The organism is Clostridium sp. CM038, from assembly GCF_055081105.1.
The window spans coordinates 4,029,014-4,048,947 of record NZ_CM143651.1; the positions used below are offsets into that span (position 1 = coordinate 4,029,014).

The following is a 19,934-nucleotide window of genomic DNA, read 5'->3' on the forward strand; positions in this document are numbered from 1 at the left end:
ATACATGGAAAATAATAATATTTATGACGAAAGTCAAATACAAGTACTTGAAGGATTAGAAGCAGTAAGAAAAAGACCTGGTATGTATATAGGTAGCACTAGCATTAGGGGTCTTCATCACTTAGTTTATGAAATTGTAGATAATAGTATTGACGAGGCCTTAGCAGGCTTTTGTAAGAATATTAATGTAATTATACACAAAGACAACTCTATAACTGTTATAGATGACGGTCGTGGTATGCCCGTAGGAATGCATCATAAAATGAAAATACCTACTGTAGAAGTTATAATGACTGTACTACATGCAGGTGGTAAATTTGGTGGTGGAGCATATAAAGTATCCGGTGGTCTTCATGGTGTTGGTTCATCTGTAGTTAATGCATTGTCTGTGATTTGTGAAGTAGAGGTTAAAGTTGATGGTGATATATGGAAACAAACTTTTTCAAAGGGTAAAACTACTAGTACACTTGTAAATATAGGAACAACGCAGGAACATGGAACAAAAGTGTTCTTTACCCCTGATCCAGAAATTTTTGAAGAAATTGATTTTGATTTTGAAACTTTGTCTCAAAGACTTAGAGAGTTGGCCTTTTTAAATAAAGGTTTAAGAATAACCCTTGAAGATGAACGAGAAGAGAAAAAGCAAGATTTCTTGTATGAGGGAGGAATAAAATCTTTTGTAGATTATTTGAATAGAAATAAAGGAACAATTCATGAAACCATATACATGGAAGGAAATAAGGATGATTATGTTGTTGAAATAGCATTACAATACAACGATACATATACAGAAAATATATTTTCATTTGCTAACAATATAGATACTGTGGAAGGTGGAACACACCTAGTTGGTTTTAAGTCGGCATTAACAAGAGTAGTAAATGATTATGCTAAAAAATTTGGGTTTTTAAAGGAAAATGATAAAAACCTATCAGGTGAAGATGTAAGGGAAGGTCTTACAGCAGTAATATCTATAAAGCTTACTGATCCTCAATTTGAAGGGCAAACAAAAACTAAACTTGGTAATAGTGAAGTAAGGGGCATAGTTGATAGTATAGTTGGTGAGTCTATCAGTAATGTTCTAGAGGAAGATCCACAACTAGGTAAAAACATAATTGATAAAGCATTAAATGCAGCAAGAGCTCGCGAAGCAGCAAAAAAAGCAAGAGAATTTACAAGACGAAAGTCTGTACTAGAAAGTACTACACTTCCAGGTAAATTATCAGATTGTGCTTCAAAAGATCCTATGGAATGTGAGATATATCTGGTGGAGGGTGATTCAGCGGGTGGTTCAGCAAAACAGGGTAGAGACAGAAGATTCCAAGCTATACTTCCTCTTAAAGGAAAAATAATGAATGTTGAAAAGCAAAGAATTGATAAAATGCTCGCATCTCTAGAGATTAGGGCTATGATAACCGCTTTTGGTGCTGGTATAGGAAAGGATTTTGATGTAAAAAAAATAAGGTACGATCGTATTATTATTATGACAGATGCGGACGTAGATGGAGCACATATTAGAACTTTATTACTAACATTTTTCTATAGATACATGAAAGAATTAGTAGAGCAAGGACACGTATATGTAGCTCAACCTCCACTATATAAAGTTTCTAAAGCCAAAAAAGAGCATTATGTATATACTGACAAGGAATTAAAAGCTTTGCTTTTAGAAATAGGCGGAAAAGATAATAACACCGATATACAAAGATACAAAGGTCTTGGGGAAATGGATGCACACCAACTTTGGGATACGACAATGAACCCTGAAGAGCGTATACTCCTTCAGGTACAGGTTGAGGATGCAATGGCAGCGGATGAAATATTCACTATTCTTATGGGCGATAAAGTAGAACCTCGTAGAGAGTTTATACAAGAAAATGCTAAAGGTGTGCTTAACTTAGATATATAGCTTGATAATGCATTCAAGCATATCAATCTACTACTACGAAGGTTAATCCATTAAGGTAATTACCGTCACCCATGGAGTATGATGAAATTGCTTTCTAGAGTGGCATTAAAATATTTTGTTTAAAGAGGTGTAACATGATTAATAATCAGGGAAAAATTTTACCTATTGATATAAGACGTGAAATGAAAAAATCTTATATAGATTACGCTATGAGTGTTATTGTAAGCCGTGCGCTTCCAGATGTACGAGATGGGCTTAAACCTGTCCATAGAAGAATATTATTCTCTATGCATGAATTAGGATTAACACCAGAGAAAGGATACAGAAAGTGTGCCAGAATTGTAGGGGATGTTTTAGGTAAATATCACCCACATGGGGATACTGCAGTGTATGGTGCATTAGTTAGAATGGCTCAAGATTTTTCACAAAGATGTACGTTGGTAGATGGGCATGGAAATTTTGGGTCTGTAGACGGTGATTCAGCGGCGGCAATGAGATATACAGAAGCTAAAATGAGCAAAATTACAACGCAAATGCTTAGAGATATTAATAAAGAGACAGTAGATTTCATTCCTAATTTTGATGGAGAAGAAAAGGAACCATCAGTGCTACCATCAAGATTTCCTAATCTTTTAGTTAATGGATCAACAGGAATTGCTGTAGGGATGGCAACCAATATACCTCCACATAACCTAATAGAAGTTATAGACGGAGTACTTATGGTTATTGATGAACCAGAAGTTGCTATAAGTGAATTAATGACAAAAATAAAAGGTCCAGATTTTCCTACGGGAGGAATTATCCTAGGAAGAGCAGGAATAAAAAGTGCCTATGAAACAGGAAGAGGAAGAATCCTCGTAAGGGCTAAAACTGATATTGAAGATAACAAAGGCAGAAATACGATAATAGTAACAGAATTACCTTATCAAGTTAATAAAGCAAAACTTATAGAAGGTATTGCAGATTTAGTAAAAGATAAGAAGATAGATGGAATATCAGATTTAAGAGATGAATCAGATAGAGAAGGTATGAGAATTGTTATAGAACTAAAAAGAGATGCAAACCCTAATATAGTATTAAATAGGCTATTTAAACATACGAGGATGCAAGATACTTTTGGGGTTATAATGATAGCACTTGTAAATGGTGAGCCTCAAACTTTAAATTTAAAACAAGTTTTAGTTCATTATTTAGACCATCAAAAAGATGTAATAAGAAGAAGGACTCAATTTGATCTTGATAAAGCATTAGCTAGAGCTCATATTTTAGAAGGTATGAAAATTGCGCTAGACCATATTGATGAAGTAATTCGTTTAATAAGATCATCTAAAAATATTAGTGAAGCTAAAGAAAGTTTAATTAATGCTTTTGATTTATCAGAAAAACAAGCAACTGCTATTGTTGAAATGAGACTTGGGAGACTTACAGGTCTTGAAAGAGATAAAATAGAAGCTGAGTATAACGAAATAATGAAGACAGTTAATTATTTAAAAGGAATCTTAGCAGATGAGATAGTATTATTGAACATAATTAAAGACGAACTTATAGAAGTTAGAAATAAATATGGTGATACTAGAAGATCGTCAATAGAAAAAAACCCATACAGTATAGATGAGGAAGATTTAATTCAAGAGCAAGATATTGTAATAACGCTAACTCATGCAGGGTATATAAAGAGGCTTCCAGCTGATACTTATAGTGCTCAAAAAAGAGGGGGTAGGGGGATACAAGGTGTTACTACAAAAGAAGATGATTTTGTGGAACATATTTTTACAACTACCACTCATAATAATATTTTATTCTTCACAAACAAAGGAAAATCATTTAAATTAAAAGCATATGAGATTCCAGAAGGTGGAAGAACAGCTAAGGGAACAAACTTGATAAATATTATACCTTTAGATAGCGATGAAAAGATTCAAGCAGTTATATGTCTTAAGGAATTCTTAGAGGATAATTATCTTGTAATGGGAACAAAACATGGCTTAATTAAGAAAACATCACTTGATAAATATGCTGCTATAAGAAAGAATGGTTTAAATGCAATAAATTTAAGAGAAGATGATGAACTAATTGGAGCTGCAATAACTACTGGAGATAGCGAAATGCTGTTTGTTACAAGAAATGGTTATTCTATAAGATTTAGTGAAAAAGATGTAAGAGGTATGGGAAGAACTGCAACTGGAGTTAAGTCTTTAACTTTAAGACAAGGCGATATTGTAGTGTCTATGAATATAGTTAAGCCTGAAGAAGAACTTTTAGTTATAAGTGAAAATGGATTTGGAAAGAGAACCTTGGTTTCAGAATACTCACTCCAACGTAGAGGTGGTAAGGGCGTAATAACTTATAAGGTGTCAGATAAAACAGGAAAACTTGTAGGGGCTAGAATAGTAAAAGATGGAGACGAAATGATACTTATAAACAGTAATGGTGTTGTTATAAGATTAAATGTAGATGGAATATCAACTACAAGTAGGAATACCATGGGAGTTACTTTAATGAGGAATGGAGAAGGAGATAATATAGTTGCTATAGCTAAAATAAATTGTAGTGATGAAATTAATACAGATGAGAATTCTTTGCAAGAAGAAACAAATTCTGTACAAGAAAAAGCTGACTCTGTTCAAGAGAACATTAAAGAAACTTCTGATAATGAGGAACATGAATTAGAAACAACTAGTGAAGTAAATGATAAAATAGAATATTAAAATATTAAAGTACTTATTTGGAGTTATTTCAAATAAGTACTTTTTTTAATCTGTGGTTATGTATTATAACTAACCTAGTGTATCTCAAGCAGTAAATCAGAGAAAAACAAAGATATATATATAAGGATTAGTATAATCTATGTAGGAATAGAACTATTGTAAATACAGTAATAAATAGATTTGATACAATATTCCTTGTCGTTACGAATTAGTAACAATAGCAGTTTAATTTTAAAGATCAAATAATTTTCTAAACTCAAAATAATATTTGAAAAAATAGAAAAATATATTGACAATTTTAAAATTAAATAGTAAAATAGTAGAAGTCGTCACATGATGACAAAATAAATTGGTCTTTGAAAATTAAACAGAGAAATAGGTAAAGATAGCGAAATAATATTTCGTTAAACCAGTTAATTACTTTAGTATAAAGTAAAATTTAGTCGTAAGATTAAAAGTATGTAATGAGCTTGCGTAACAACTTAACAGTTGTCGCAGATTAATCATTTCAACTAAAAAAGTGTAAACTTTTAAATTGAGAGTTTGATCCTGGCTCAGGACGAACGCTGGCGGCGTGCCTAACACATGCAAGTCGAGCGATGAAACCTTTCGGGGTGGATTAGCGGCGGACGGGTGAGTAACACGTGGGTAACCTGCCTCAAAGAGGGGAATAGCCTCCCGAAAGGGAGATTAATACCGCATAATATGTTTTGGTCGCATGATCGAAACATCAAAGGATTTTTCTTCGGAAAATTCCACTTTGAGATGGACCCGCGGCGCATTAGCTAGTTGGTGAGGTAACGGCTCACCAAGGCGACGATGCGTAGCCGACCTGAGAGGGTGATCGGCCACATTGGAACTGAGACACGGTCCAGACTCCTACGGGAGGCAGCAGTGGGGAATATTGCGCAATGGGGGAAACCCTGACGCAGCAACGCCGCGTGAATGATGAAGGCCTTCGGGTTGTAAAGTTCTGTCTTCTGGGACGATAATGACGGTACCAGAGGAGGAAGCCACGGCTAACTACGTGCCAGCAGCCGCGGTAATACGTAGGTGGCAAGCGTTGTCCGGATTTACTGGGCGTAAAGGATGCGTAGGCGGACATTTAAGTCAGATGTGAAATACCCGAGCTTAACTTGGGTGCTGCATTTGAAACTGGGTGTCTAGAGTGCAGGAGAGGTAAGTGGAATTCCTAGTGTAGCGGTGAAATGCGTAGAGATTAGGAAGAACACCAGTGGCGAAGGCGACTTACTGGACTGTAACTGACGCTGAGGCATGAAAGCGTGGGGAGCAAACAGGATTAGATACCCTGGTAGTCCACGCCGTAAACGATGAATACTAGGTGTCGGGGGTCGAACCTCGGTGCCGCCGTTAACACATTAAGTATTCCGCCTGGGGAGTACGATCGCAAGATTAAAACTCAAAGGAATTGACGGGGGCCCGCACAAGCAGCGGAGCATGTGGTTTAATTCGAAGCAACGCGAAGAACCTTACCTAGACTTGACATCCCCTGCATAACCCAGAGATGGGCGAAGTCCTTCGGGACAGGGTGACAGGTGGTGCATGGTTGTCGTCAGCTCGTGTCGTGAGATGTTGGGTTAAGTCCCGCAACGAGCGCAACCCTTATCATTAGTTGCTACCATTAAGTTGAGCACTCTAGTGAGACTGCCCGGGTTAACCGGGAGGAAGGTGGGGATGACGTCAAATCATCATGCCCCTTATGTCTAGGGCTACACACGTGCTACAATGGTGAGTACAAAGAGATGCAAGACCGCAAGGTGGAGCCAAACTCAAAAACTCATCCCAGTTCGGATTGTAGGCTGCAACTCGCCTACATGAAGCCGGAGTTGCTAGTAATCGCGAATCAGCATGTCGCGGTGAATACGTTCCCGGGCCTTGTACACACCGCCCGTCACACCATGAGAGTTGGTAACACCCGAAGTCCGTGAGGTAACCGTAAGGAGCCAGCGGCCGAAGGTGGGATTGATGATTGGGGTGAAGTCGTAACAAGGTAGCCGTAGGAGAACCTGCGGCTGGATCACCTCCTTTCTAGGGAGTAGATGTATTGACTTCGGTCGATGCAATAGAAGAATATTAATTTGTTCTTCAAAAATATCTATTGTAATTAATCGTACCTAGTTCTCTGTTTAATTTTGAGAGACTAATTTTATCTAACTCTTAGGAGTTAGATAATGAATAGTTTTTCTTAAAATGTTCTTTGAAAATTGCACAGTGAAAAAAGTTGTTTTAAAAAAATTAAAACTACGCAAGTAGTTTATAAATTAATTTAATACAATTTCGCAAAATTAATATAACCGTCTATGTAAATAGACAGAATCAAGGTCAAGCTACAAAGGGCGCATGGCGAATGCCTTGGCACTAGGAGCCGAAGAAGGACGCGTTAAGCTGCGATAAGCTTTGGGTAGGCGCAAATAGCCTGTGATCCAAAGATTTCCGAATGGGGGAACCCACATAGTAACAACTATGTACTGCATACTGAATAAATAGGTATGCAGAGGTAGACCCGGGGAACTGAAACATCTAAGTACCCGGAGGAAGAGAAAGAAACATCGATTTCCTAAGTAGCGGCGAGCGAAAGGGAAAGAGCCCAAACCCAGGTCTTTGATCTGGGGGTTGAGGATAGATCATAAATACTGCAATTCCTTAATTGAAGATAGCTGGAAAGCTGCTCCGCAGAAGGTAATAGGCCTGTAAATGAAAAGGAAAAACAGTCAGATCTAATCCAGAGTACCACGAGACACGTGAAACCTTGTGGGAAGCTGGGAGGACCACCTCCCAAGGCTAAATACTACCTAGTGACCGATAGTGAAGAAGTACCGTGAGGGAAAGGTGAAAAGAACCCCGGAAGGGGAGTGAAATAGAACCTGAAACCGTGTGCCTACAACCGGTCGAAGCACTTTATATGTGTGACGGCGTGCTTTTTGTAGAACGAGCCAACGAGTTACGATATGTAGCAAGGTTAAGTACTTAAGGTACGGAGCCGAAGGGAAACCAAGTCTGAATAGGGCGCATAGTTGCATGTCGTAGACCCGAAACCGGGTGACCTATCCATGGCCAGGATGAAGCGGAAGTAAAATTCCGTGGAGGTCCGAACCACGTTGGTGTTGAAAAACCATGGGATGAGCTGTGGATAGCGGAGAAATTCCAATCGAACTCGGAGATAGCTGGTTCTCCTCGAAATAGCTTTAGGGCTAGCGTCGATTAATTGAGTAATGGAGGTAGAGCACTGAATGGGCTAGGGGCTGACAACAGTTACTGAACCCTATCAAACTCCGAATGCCATATACTTTTATTTCGGCAGTCAGACTGCGAATGATAAGATCCGTAGTCAAAAGGGAAACAGCCCAGACCATCAGCTAAGGTCCCAAAGTGTAAGTTAAGTGGAAAAGGATGTGGGATTTCTAAGACAACTAGGATGTTGGCTCAGAAGCAGCCACTCATTTAAAGAGTGCGTAATAGCTCACTAGTCAAGAGATCCTGCGCCGAAGATGTCCGGGGCTAAAACTTACCACCGAAGCTATGGGTGTACACAATTGTGTACGCGGTAGAGGAGCTTTCTGTACTGGCTGAAGTCATACCGTAAGGAGTGGTGGACGGTACAGAAGTGAGAATGTTGGCATGAGTAGCGAGAGTTAAGTGAGAATCTTAACGGTCGAAAACCTAAGGTTTCCTGAGGAAGGCTCGTCCTCTCAGGGTTAGTCGGGACCTAAGCCGAGGCCGAAAGGCGTAGGTGATGGACAATCGGTTGATATTCCGATACCACCAATGGACGTTATTAGAAATGGGATGACGCAGGAGGATAAGATGTGCACACTATTGGATGTGTGTCTAAGCATTTAGGCGGAGCAGACAGGCAAATCCGTTTGCTCTTAACGCTGAGATGTGATGGGGAAGGGAATTTATTCCTGAAGTATCTGATTCCACGCTGCCAAGAAAAGTCTCTATCGAGGATATTGGTGCCCGTACCGCAAACCGACACAGGTAGGTGAGGAGAGAATCCTAAGACCATCGGAAGAATTGTTGTTAAGGAACTCGGCAAATTGACCCCGTAACTTCGGGAGAAGGGGTGCCTACGTAAGTAGGTCGCAGAGAATAGGCCCAAGCAACTGTTTAGCAAAAACACAGGTCTCTGCTAAAGCGAAAGCTGATGTATAGGGGCTGACGCCTGCCCGGTGCTGGAAGGTTAAGGGGATTACTTAGCGCAAGCGAAGGTATGAACTTAAGCCCCAGTAAACGGCGGCCGTAACTATAACGGTCCTAAGGTAGCGAAATTCCTTGTCGGGTAAGTTCCGACCCGCACGAATGGCGTAATGATTTGGGCACTGTCTCAACAACACATCCGGCGAAATTGTAGTGCAAGTGAAGATGCTTGCTACCCGCGATTGGACGGAAAGACCCCGTAGAGCTTTACTGTAGCTTAGCATTGAATTTCGGTATTGTCTGTACAGGATAGGTGGGAGACTGAGAAACATGGGCGTCAGCCTGTGTGGAGTCATCCTTGGGATACCACCCTGACAGTACTGAGGTTCTAACTGGAGGCCATGAATCTGGTCACAGGACATTGTTAGGTGGGCAGTTTGACTGGGGCGGTCGCCTCCAAAAAAGTAACGGAGGCGCCCAAAGGTTCCCTCAGCGCGGTTGGAAATCGCGCGAAGAGTGCAAAGGCAGAAGGGAGCCTGACTGCGACACTTACAAGTGGAGCAGGGACGAAAGTCGGGCTTAGTGATCCGGTGGTACCTCGTGGGAGGGCCATCGCTCAACGGATAAAAGCTACCTCGGGGATAACAGGCTGATCTCCCCCAAGAGTCCACATCGACGGGGAGGTTTGGCACCTCGATGTCGGCTCGTCGCATCCTGGGGCTGAAGTAGGTCCCAAGGGTTGGGCTGTTCGCCCATTAAAGCGGCACGCGAGCTGGGTTCAGAACGTCGTGAGACAGTTCGGTCCCTATCCGTCGCGGGCGTAGGAAATTTGAAGGGAGCTGTCCTTAGTACGAGAGGACCGGGATGGACAAACCTCTGGTGCACCAGTTGTCACGCCAGTGGCATCGCTGGGTAGCTATGTTTGGAAGGGATAAACGCTGAAAGCATCTAAGCGTGAAGCCCACCCTGAGATGAGATTTCCCATAACTCGCACGTAAGTGCGGTGTTAGTAAGACTCCTGGAAGACCACCAGGTTGATAGGTTAGAGGTGTAAGCATGGTAACATGTTCAGCTGACTAATACTAATAAGTCGAGGGCTTGACCTAAATATATAATTAAAAGTAATGCGATATACTTCTTTCGCAGAAATTATTTCTTTCGTAAGAAAGAAACTAAGCTTCTGACAAAGGAAGAAGATTAATTCACTGTGCAATTTTGAGAGAATATCTCATAAAGTATATTGACAAGTTAACAATAGCTTGGTATACTTTAATTGTAAGGTTAATGCCTTATAAATCTGGTGATTATGGCATGAAGGTAACACCCGTTCCCATACCGAACACGAAGGTTAAGCTTCAATGCGCCGATGGTACTGCAGGGGTGACCTTGTGGAAGAGTAGGTTGTCGCCAGGTCAATACATGGATCTTTAGCTCAGCTGGTTAGAGCTACCGGCTCATAACCGGTCGGTCCGGGGTTCGAGTCCCTGAAGGTCCACCATATGTGGGGATATAGCTCAGCTGGGAGAGCACCTGCCTTGCACGCAGGGGGTCAAGGGTTCGATTCCCTTTATCTCCACCAAAAAACAGTCCAAATATGGGCTGTTTTTTATTTCGTTAAAAATTAGTCCTTAACGACATTTCAAAAGGAAATGATTTAATTATAGATTTATTAGGTAAGATGTATTACAATATAAAAGCAATAATATGAAATATGAAAGGAACTTTATGATGTCACTATATAGAGTAAAGCAGTTTTACAGGTCAATGGTTTCGAAGATTAATGATGAAGATTTAGAGTTTCTTAAAATGCATTTAGAAACTTATGAATTACAATTATTAAACCAATTACCTACTTATGAGCAAAAACACTGTATAAATGTAGCTAGGGATGTAAAATTAACTTGTAATCAAAGAAAGTTAGAATCAAATGATTTGATAAAGGTTGCATTGCTTCATGATATAGGTAAAATATATAATAGTATGAATCCAATAGATAAAGCTATAATGGTTATAATTCACAAGGTGACAAATGGAAAAATTAGAACATATAAGAAAAATAAAAATGTTAATATTTATTATAATCATGGAGATATAGGATATAGTTTATTAAGGAAGTATGGTTACAACGATAGAATTTTATTTTTAGTGAAAAATCATCATAATAATAATATAACAGGTGATATAGAATTAGATTTATTAAAAGAATGTGATGATAGAAATTAAGAAACTAATATATAGTTTCTTTTTTTGATTTATCACAGTAAAAGTATATATTAGATAAATATACTTATAAAAAAGGATGCTTTTAATTTAAAATCATTTATATGTTATAAAGTATTTCTAATAATACATAAAGAGTGATAGAATATAATTAAATACAAATATTGGGAGGAAAGAATGGATTCAAAGGAAAGAAGAGGATATATTAAAAACAAATTATTTAAAGACAATATTACATGTAAAGGTAACTTTTTAGCAGAGAAACTAGGGGTTACAAGACAAGTTATAGTAAAAGATATTGCAATTATAAGGGCAGAAGGTGTAAATATAATTGCGACTTCAGAAGGTTATTTAATACCTAAAGAAGAAAGTAATTATGTAAGGCGGGTAATTGCAGTTTCACACACAAGAGACGATATATATAATGAGCTTGAATGCATTGTAAAATTTGGGGGTATAGTAGAGGATGTAACAGTAGAACACTCTTTATACGGTGAAATAAGAGCAATGCTCATGATAAAGACAATTATGGATATTGAGAAATTCACAAGAAAGTTTAAAGAATTTAGTGCCAAGCCATTATCCTCGTTAACTAAAGGAATACACTTACATACTATAAAAGCGGATAATGAAGAGATTATAGAGTGTATTATAAAAGAATTAAAAAATAAGAATTACTTAATTTGTGAGTAATTTAATTATTAAAGGAGAAAGTATTATGGAAAATGTTGCACTTTTAAAATGTACGGAATATGATGTCGATTTAGTAGAAAAAGAGTTGCGAGAGGGATTTGAATTATTGGGTGGACACCAATTTTTGAAACAATTAATACCAAAAAACAGTAAAGTACTTTTAAAGCCTAATATGTTAAGTGTTGAGAGTAAAGGATCGCCAGTAGTAACTCATTATGCTGTTTTTGAAGCAGTAATTAGAGTTATTAGGGAATATTCTAGTTACATTAGCTTTGGTGATTCGCCTGGCTTCGGAGATTCAAGAAAAGCAGCAGAAAAATCTGGTCTTATGGAGGTTGCTGATAAATACGGAGTTACTTTTGAGGATTTTAAAGAGTCAGTACATATTAAATTAGATAATTCTATTTTATGTAAATCTTGGAATATCTCTAAAGCTGCTTATGAGGCAGACGTTGTTATATCACTGCCAAAACTTAAAACACATGCTATGGCCTATTATACAGGAGCTGTAAAAAATCAATTTGGTTGTATACCAGGAACGCAAAAAGCAACTTGGCATACAAGAATGCCTGATGCAAATAATTTTTGCAAGATGCTTTTGGATTTGAATACGGCCGTTGGGACTAATTTTGCTATTTTAGACGGTATAATTGCTATGGAAGGTAATGGACCTAAAAGTGGACAGCCATATAAAATGAATACTTTAATTATGGGACAGAGCTTAACAGCTGTGGATTCCACTGCCGTTAGACTTATAGGTTACGATGATCCTTTGGATACACCTGTTTTAAAAGAAGCATATGATAGCAAATGGGGAGTAGTACTTTCAAAGGATATAAACATACTTGGTGAAGACTTAGAATCTATGAAAGCAAAAGATTTTAAACTATGTAGGAAGGGAGGTAACTTTTATTTTATAAACCCAGGGGTAACTAATTTTCTAAGAGAAATGATAGCACCAAACCCAACCCTAATTAAAGAAAAATGCATAGGGTGTGGAAGGTGTGCTGAGGTATGTCCAGAGAAGCCTGCGGCGATTGAGATGGTACTAAAAGGAGACATATTAAATCCTAAATGGAATATGCATGAATGTATTAGATGTTTTTGTTGTCAGGAATTATGCCCAGTTGGTGCAATTGAAACAAAATATTCAAAGTTAGCTAAATTACTAAAATTAGATAAGAGGTGATTTTTTACGAAAAGAAAAAAGACCGTAGCTATCATTATAGCAATAATAGTAATACTTTTAGCTTTCTTAGGTAACATAATTAATTTTGCTATAAACATACAGTGGTTTAAGGAAGTAGGATATTTATCAGTATATTTTACTAAATTAACATCAATTATAAAGTTAATAATACCAGTATTTATGGTGAGTTATATTGCAATATGGATGTATTATAAAACATTTAAAAGTAGTATTTTAAGATGGAAAAAGGTTGTTGAAGTGAATAAAAATAAAGAAAGATTAAAACGCAAAATTATTATATTTATAAATATTATAATCTCTTTTATAGTTTCGATTACATTTGCTTCTAACTATTGGTATACAATACTTCAGTTCGCGAATGCTACAAGTTTTAATACTGTAGACCCATTATTTAAAAAAGATATTTCATTTTTTATATTCAAACTTCCATTAATTGAATCACTATATCGAATGTTCATAACTTTGCTAGTAGTATTAGTAATTATTACTATAGTAATATACATCACATTAACTGCAAAGGATCATATATTACATTCCAATAAAGGAAATATATTTTCTAAATTTAAAAACTTTAAGAGTGGAATAACTAAATTTGCAGGAAGGCAGCTTTCCATAGTGTCTTCACTAATATTGATGCTAGTAGCTCTTGGATACTTAGTAAAAGCTTGGAATCTAGTATACTCGCCAAGAGGAATAGTATTTGGAGCAGGATATACAGATATACATGTAACCTTAAGGTTTTACCAAACAATAGCGGTGGTATCTTTAATTGCAGCCATAATTACATTTATAAGTATACTAAAATATAAAACAAAGCCTGTGATTATATCTGTTGTTGTGGTTGTTGCATTAATTTTTGGGGAACATATAACAGCAAATCTAGTTCAAAAGTTTCAAGTTCAATCGAATGAAAAAACTTTAGAAAAACCATATATTCAATATAATATAGACAATACGAGAAAAGCTTTTAATTTACATACCATAGGAGAAGTTCCATTTGAAATAAAAAATGATTTAACGAAAGAGGATATTAATTTTAATAAAGATACTATTGATAATATAAAAATAAACTCTTTTAAACCAGCATTAGAATTTTATAATCAATTTCAATATATGAGGTTTTATTATGGATTTAATGATTTAGATATTGATAGATATAATATAAATGGGAAATACAATCAAGTATTTATTGCACCAAGAGAAATTGAGTTAGAGTCATTAAAAGACAATTCAAATACTTGGCAAAATAGACATCTAGTTTATACTCATGGATACGGTGTGGCTATGAGTAAGGTAAACTCTGTAACAAGTGAAGGTCAGCCGGATTTTGTGATTAATAATATACCTTTAGAAAATAAAACAAGTATAAAAACAGATAATCCTAGAATATATTTTGGTGAAAGTACCAATGATTATAGTATAGTCAATACAAAAATTGGAGAGTTAGATTATCCTAAGGGTGGAGAAAACCAAATTAATAACTATGATGGAAAGGCTGGAATAAAGATGAGCGTCGCAAATAGAATTTTATTTGCAATAAATAAAAAAAGTACTCAGTTTTTATTATCCAACGATATAACTTCTAATAGTAAAATATTAATTGATAGAAATATAGTTCAAAGAGTAAAAAAAATTGCTCCATTTTTAACATATGATAGTGATCCATACATTGTAATTAACGAAGGAAGATTATACTGGATTATAGATGCATATACAACCTCCGATAGATATCCGTTTTCACAGCCACAAAATGGTGTGAATTATATGAGGAATTCAATTAAAGTTGTCATTGACGCAGTAGATGGAATACCTGAATTTTATATAGTTGATAAAAAGGATCCTATAGCAAATAATTATTCAAAGATATTTACAAAACTATTTAAGGATTCAGAGACAGTTCCTAGTGGTATAAAAGAACATCTTAGATATCCAGAAGTCTTATTTAATTTACAATGTAATGTACTTGGTAAATACCACATAACTGATCCTGGAGTATTTTATAACGGAGATGATGTGTGGTCTATAGCAACTAACAAAGAGAAGGTTGAGGGTAAAAATGAAAAAAACAAAGCTTCTTATGTAATAATGAAACTACCGAATGAAAGCACAGAAGAAATGATCTTACTTGAATACTTCAACACTAAAGGGCGAGATAACATGGTATCGTTATTGGCAGCAAGGATGGATGGGGACAATTATGGGAAAATGGTTTTATATAAATTCCCACCGAAGCAAACAGTATATAGCCCTGTACTATTTAAACAAAAGATGAATCAGGACACTATAATATCAAAAGAATTATCACTTTGGAATACACAAGGTTCACAAGTCCAATTTGGAGAAACATTAATTATACCAATTAAAAATTCTTTGATTTATGTAGAGCCTATGTATTTGAGAGCTAAAGGCGAGAAAAGCATACCAGAGATGAAAAAGGTTATAGTGTCTTATGGTGATAAAATAGTTTTAGCTGATAATATAGAGTTAGCGCTTGAACAAATATTTGATTATACAGACAAAAATAATATATCCCAAACTAAAGAAAAATCAAATTTAGATGAAAAATCATTGGAAAATATAAAAATTGCTAAAGAAATTTATAACAAGGCGTTGGAAGCTCAAAAAAATGGTAAGTGGGCTGAATATGGGATATTTATAAAACAATTAGGTGATACATTAAATAAAATAAGTGAGTAAAATATATTTAAATATAGTTAACATAATCAATCATATTAAAACCTCCTCAGTTTTAAATAGGATTATGTTACATTGTATTATCATGGAATGTTATCTTAGGACATATATTGTTGTATGTCCTTACTTTTATAGTATAATTTGTTTTGCGTTATGTAAAAATATATAGAGTGAGATAAATATTGTATAAAACAAAGGAATTTGAAATAAAATGTCGAATAAGTTTATATATATAAGAGTGTAAGGGGTATGGGGGTTATGTTATGAAATATACAAATAATAATTTGTATAAGGCTGGTAAAAATTCATTGTGTATAGGTACAGATTCTTTAAATATTAATAATTTACCTAAAGTAATAATAAAAAATATTTCAGATGCTCTTATAAACGGAGAAAAAATAATATTTTTTACAGATGATATATTCTATAAAAATATTGAAAAAAACTTTGATGGTGATGAAGACTTCATAAGGCATAATATAAATGAAGGTATCTTTAAAATAAAAACGTATAATATTGATACTTTTGATTATGACTATAGAGAGTTTTTAGATATTATTTTTGTTGTTAGACAAAAATTGAGAATAGTATGGGATTTTAAAAATGTAATTAGAAGAGTTGGAAAAGTAGATGTTTTAATTAAATGTGTTCAAAAAATAATAGAGTGTTCAAAAGATAATATTTCTAATATGGTATACATTAACAACAATGTATATAACTTCAATGAATTGCATAGATTTAGCAATTTATTTCAAACATTAATTATTATAGATAGAAATAAAGAAATGGAATTTAAAAATAAGGGTGAAATAGAAAAAGCAATTTGGATGCTTCAGTCTAATTCACAACTAAAATATCAGAATAAAAATTTAGTTTTATTTAATGATATTTTTTCAGATATACCCCAAAATACAGATGAAAATGAATTCAGAGAAATCGTAATGAATAAAATTAAGACTGTATGTGATGTAGATTTTTGTATTTTACATAGTTCAGTTAAAGATCAAAAAAATGCGATAGAATTGGGTAATTATTATGGGATCACTAAAAAACATAAATACTATTTGATTAAGGATATAAAAACGATCCATTATATTAATAACTTCAATGAAATGGTATTAAATAGTAATGGAGATTCATTATTAAATTTAAGTGAAATAGAGGACTCAGAATTAGTAGAAAAATTCAAGTTATTAGGCATAGTAAGCTATATGGCTATTAATGTAGAATATTATGATAGTTCTAAGGGTGTAATATGTATAGGAAGATATAAAAATAATAGAGAGCTATCTAAAAATAACATAGAACATTTAAAATCAATATGTAAAACTGCATTTTATTTAATACAGGATCAAAAAAGATTTTCTGATATGCGAAATAGACTAATACAAAACGAAAAACTGAGAGCTATGGGAGAAATGGCTGCGGGAATAACTCATGATATAAATAATATACTTACACCAATTGTAGGCTCTGTTCAACTTTTAAAGGATAAAACTAAGGAAAAAGAAAATTTGAAGTTGATTAGCATTATAGAAATATGTGCGTATGATGGAATCAATATTACTAATAAGGTTAAAAAATTAACCCAAAAATGTAATGGAAAAGATAATGATTTTGAAATTTTTAGTGTAGATAATGTAATTTCAGATGCAATAGATTTAACTAAAAGTAAATGGCTAACAGGAAGTAGTTTTAAAGGAATAAAAATAAGCATAATTAAATCATTAAAATCTAATGAGGAGATGCAAGGAAATATAACAGAAATAAGAGAGGTATTTATAAATATAATAGTAAATGCTATAGATGCTATGCCAAAAGGTGGTAAAATAGAATTCATTACTAAAAATAAAGCTAATATGGCTATTATAGAAATAAGAGATAGTGGAATGGGAATGAAAAAAGAGATTCAAAAAAGAATATTTGAACCGTTTTTTACAACAAAAGGTAATGATGGTTCAGGGCTTGGATTAAGTATCTCTTATAATATAATACTTTCACATAAAGGGAGCATGGAAATTGAAAGCAAACAAAATGTAGGAACTTCTTTTATTATTAAATTACCCCTATGTGAAAAAATAACTAAAAGTGATGACGTAGGATTAAGGGATGTAATTGATTTTGAAGGCAACATTCTTGTTATCGATGATCAGGAGCAAATAAGAAATGTTGTTGCTAGTATGATAAAATCAATTGTTAAATGTAAAACAAAGGCTTGTGGATGTGAAAATTTAGACTCAGAGTTACAAAGGAGAAAATATGATATAATTGTATGTGATTTTACCATGCCGAGTATTAATGGGTTTCAAGTTGCTGAAAAAGTTAAAAAAATAAACAATCAGACATATTTTTGCTTAATGACAGGTTGGGTGGGATCTTTTGAAGGTCAAGATATGAATAATGTTGATTTCATTTTAAATAAACCTATAAATAAAGAAAGTTTAAAAAAAATGCTTTCTTGTTATAGTATAAGAGATTGAATATCCATCAAATGACAATTACGTCTAAAATACGGGCGAAAAGAAGAATGGATGACTGTTCTTCTTTTTTAGTGAAATTAGGAAAAAATTTAACATATTGAGTCACATGTTTAAAAAAGGATATAATAATAATGTAAATTAAAACAGTTTTGTTTTATTCTGGAGGGTTACGATGGACTATGATGTACTTATTTTGGGCGGAGGAATAATTGGATGTGCAGTTGCTTATGAGATCTCAAAATATAATCTTAATATAGCTGTTATTGAAAAAGACTATGATATAGCGGATGATGTAGCATTAATAAACACTGCTATGATATATAATGGTATTGAAAGTGAAGATGTTTTAACTGCAAAGCTTGAACGTATGGGTAATAAAATGATGGATACTATAAGTGCTAAATTTAATGTTCCCTTTAAAAGGTGCGGTTCCTTAATAATTGCTCAAACTGATGAAGAGGTTGAAATAATCAAAAAAATATATAATAGAGCAATAGAGCGAGGCACGAAGGACGTATTTATTTTAGACCCAGAATACATATATGAAATGGAACAAAACTTAAATATAGATGTTAAAAAAGCGTTATATTCTAAAAATACGGGGGTAATTTGTCCATTTGATTTAGCATTATCTTATGGCGAAGTGGCATTTGATAATGGTGTAAAATTTAAATTAGAAGAAGAAGTAATAGATATTCAAGAAATATCAAAAGGATTTAGAGTTGTTACTAATAAAAATAAATTCACTTGCAAAATGGTAATAAATACAACACCTTCAGAAAATTACAGTATAGTAAATGAAAAAAAACTTCATGTAAATAATAATGAAGGAATATCAAAGTATATACTTTTAGACAATGATAAAAAAGCAAGATTTTCGCATGCATTATTTATGATTAATGTTAAAGGGGAAAGTATGTATACAATTCCAACTATGGAGGGCGATACTGTAGCTGCTTTTGATACAAAAAAGAATGTCAGTTATGATGAAATAGTAAATAGGGTATCCAAGATAACAAATGGTCTAGACGATATGGATGTTAAAATGTTTTTAGAATGGCCCTTTTTCGAAGAGCCTATGATAATTGATGATAGCGGTATAGATGATGGACTTATTCAGATTAAAGGAAAGCACTACGGTCAAGTTACTATGACACCTGCTATAGCAAGCATTGTATGTGAGAGTGTAGTGAGCAAGATGGAATGCAAGCTCAAAAAAGATTTCAATGATAAAAGGCGTGAGTACTATAAGTTTAGAGAATTGTGTGACGAGGAAAGAAAAAGTATTATTAAGATAGATAAAAAATATGGTAATATAATATGCGGATGTGAAAAAGTAACTGAAGGTGAAATAGTGGATGCTATAAGGAGACCTTTAGGTGCACGGACGGTAGAAGGAGTTAAAAGAAGAACCGGTGCTGCATTTGGAAATTGTCAAGGATCACATTGTTTAAACAAGATTGTTTCTATTTTAGCAAGAGAAACCAATAAGAAAATGACAGAGATAGTTAAGGACTCAAAAAATTCTAATATTGTGTTATATAGAATAAAAGAATTTGATAGTATGTAGGAGATGATTTTATTTGAGCGAAAAAACTGATTGCAAATTTAATGAAACTAAAGCAATATTAACAACTTTAGTTAGAATAAAAGGATCTAAATTACGAAATGTAGTTCCAGTAAAAAGTAGTAAACCTATTAGTAAGAAGTTATGGATCGAATGCTCAAAAGCATTAAGCAGGATACATGTAGGTCCTCCTATAAAAATAGGGGATATAGTATGTAAAAACGTACTTAATACTGGAGTTGATATTATTTGCACAAAAAATATTGAAAGAAATACTTAATTAAAATTTTAC

At 34.4% G+C, this 19,934-nt stretch carries 7 protein-coding genes, 2 tRNA genes, 3 rRNA genes and 2 pseudogenes; all 14 read left to right on the forward strand.

Annotated elements, in window-relative coordinates:
- Positions 1-4: 4 nt before the first annotated feature.
- The gene (gene gyrB, locus ACWJKS_RS18690; protein ID WP_216302188.1) at positions 5-1,909 is read left to right on the forward strand and encodes a DNA topoisomerase (ATP-hydrolyzing) subunit B; all 1,905 of its coding nucleotides are present in this window, start codon (positions 5-7) and stop codon (positions 1,907-1,909) included.
- Between the two features lie 137 nt (positions 1,910-2,046).
- On the forward strand, positions 2,047-4,617 hold the full coding sequence (gene gyrA, locus ACWJKS_RS18695; RefSeq protein WP_462961097.1) for a DNA gyrase subunit A: 2,571 nt from the start codon (positions 2,047-2,049) through the stop codon (positions 4,615-4,617).
- 531 nt (positions 4,618-5,148) lie between these two features.
- Positions 5,149-6,666 (forward strand): 16S ribosomal RNA (locus ACWJKS_RS18700).
- A 292-nt stretch (positions 6,667-6,958) separates the two neighbouring features.
- Positions 6,959-9,884: ribosomal RNA gene (locus ACWJKS_RS18705) — 23S ribosomal RNA — on the forward strand.
- 190 nt (positions 9,885-10,074) lie between these two features.
- Positions 10,075-10,191 (forward strand): 5S ribosomal RNA (gene rrf / locus ACWJKS_RS18710).
- Together the 16S, 23S and 5S rRNA genes with 2 tRNA genes alongside form the textbook arrangement of a ribosomal RNA operon.
- A gap of 8 nt (positions 10,192-10,199) precedes the next feature.
- Positions 10,200-10,276 (forward strand) — tRNA-Ile (locus ACWJKS_RS18715).
- Between the two features lie 5 nt (positions 10,277-10,281).
- A tRNA-Ala gene (locus tag ACWJKS_RS18720) sits at positions 10,282-10,357 on the forward strand.
- Between the two features lie 146 nt (positions 10,358-10,503).
- The gene (locus ACWJKS_RS18725) at positions 10,504-11,001 is read left to right on the forward strand and encodes an HDIG domain-containing metalloprotein (RefSeq protein ID WP_462960170.1); all 498 of its coding nucleotides are present in this window, start codon (positions 10,504-10,506) and stop codon (positions 10,999-11,001) included.
- Positions 11,002-11,175: 174 nt separating this feature from the next.
- Positions 11,176-11,691, forward strand: coding sequence for a transcription repressor NadR (locus tag ACWJKS_RS18730; RefSeq protein ID WP_216304407.1), 516 nt, complete (start codon positions 11,176-11,178; stop codon positions 11,689-11,691).
- 25 nt (positions 11,692-11,716) lie between these two features.
- Positions 11,717-12,880 carry a DUF362 domain-containing protein gene (locus tag ACWJKS_RS18735; protein WP_462960171.1) on the forward strand — a complete coding sequence of 388 codons (1,164 nt, stop codon included), beginning with the start codon at positions 11,717-11,719 and terminating at the stop codon, positions 12,878-12,880.
- Between the two features lie 9 nt (positions 12,881-12,889).
- Positions 12,890-15,598 (forward strand): annotated as a pseudogene (locus ACWJKS_RS18740) (UPF0182 family protein); the annotation flags it as partial.
- Positions 15,599-15,858: 260 nt separating this feature from the next.
- Complete coding sequence (locus ACWJKS_RS18745; protein WP_462960172.1) at positions 15,859-18,075, forward strand: ATP-binding protein; 2,217 nt, start codon at positions 15,859-15,861, stop codon at positions 18,073-18,075.
- Positions 18,076-18,247: 172 nt separating this feature from the next.
- Positions 18,248-19,645 carry an NAD(P)/FAD-dependent oxidoreductase gene (locus ACWJKS_RS18750; RefSeq protein WP_216304409.1) on the forward strand — a complete coding sequence of 466 codons (1,398 nt, stop codon included), beginning with the start codon at positions 18,248-18,250 and terminating at the stop codon, positions 19,643-19,645.
- Between the two features lie 40 nt (positions 19,646-19,685).
- Positions 19,686-19,922, forward strand: a pseudogene (locus ACWJKS_RS18755) (DUF1667 domain-containing protein); the annotation flags it as partial.
- Between the last annotated feature and the right edge of the window lie 12 nt (positions 19,923-19,934).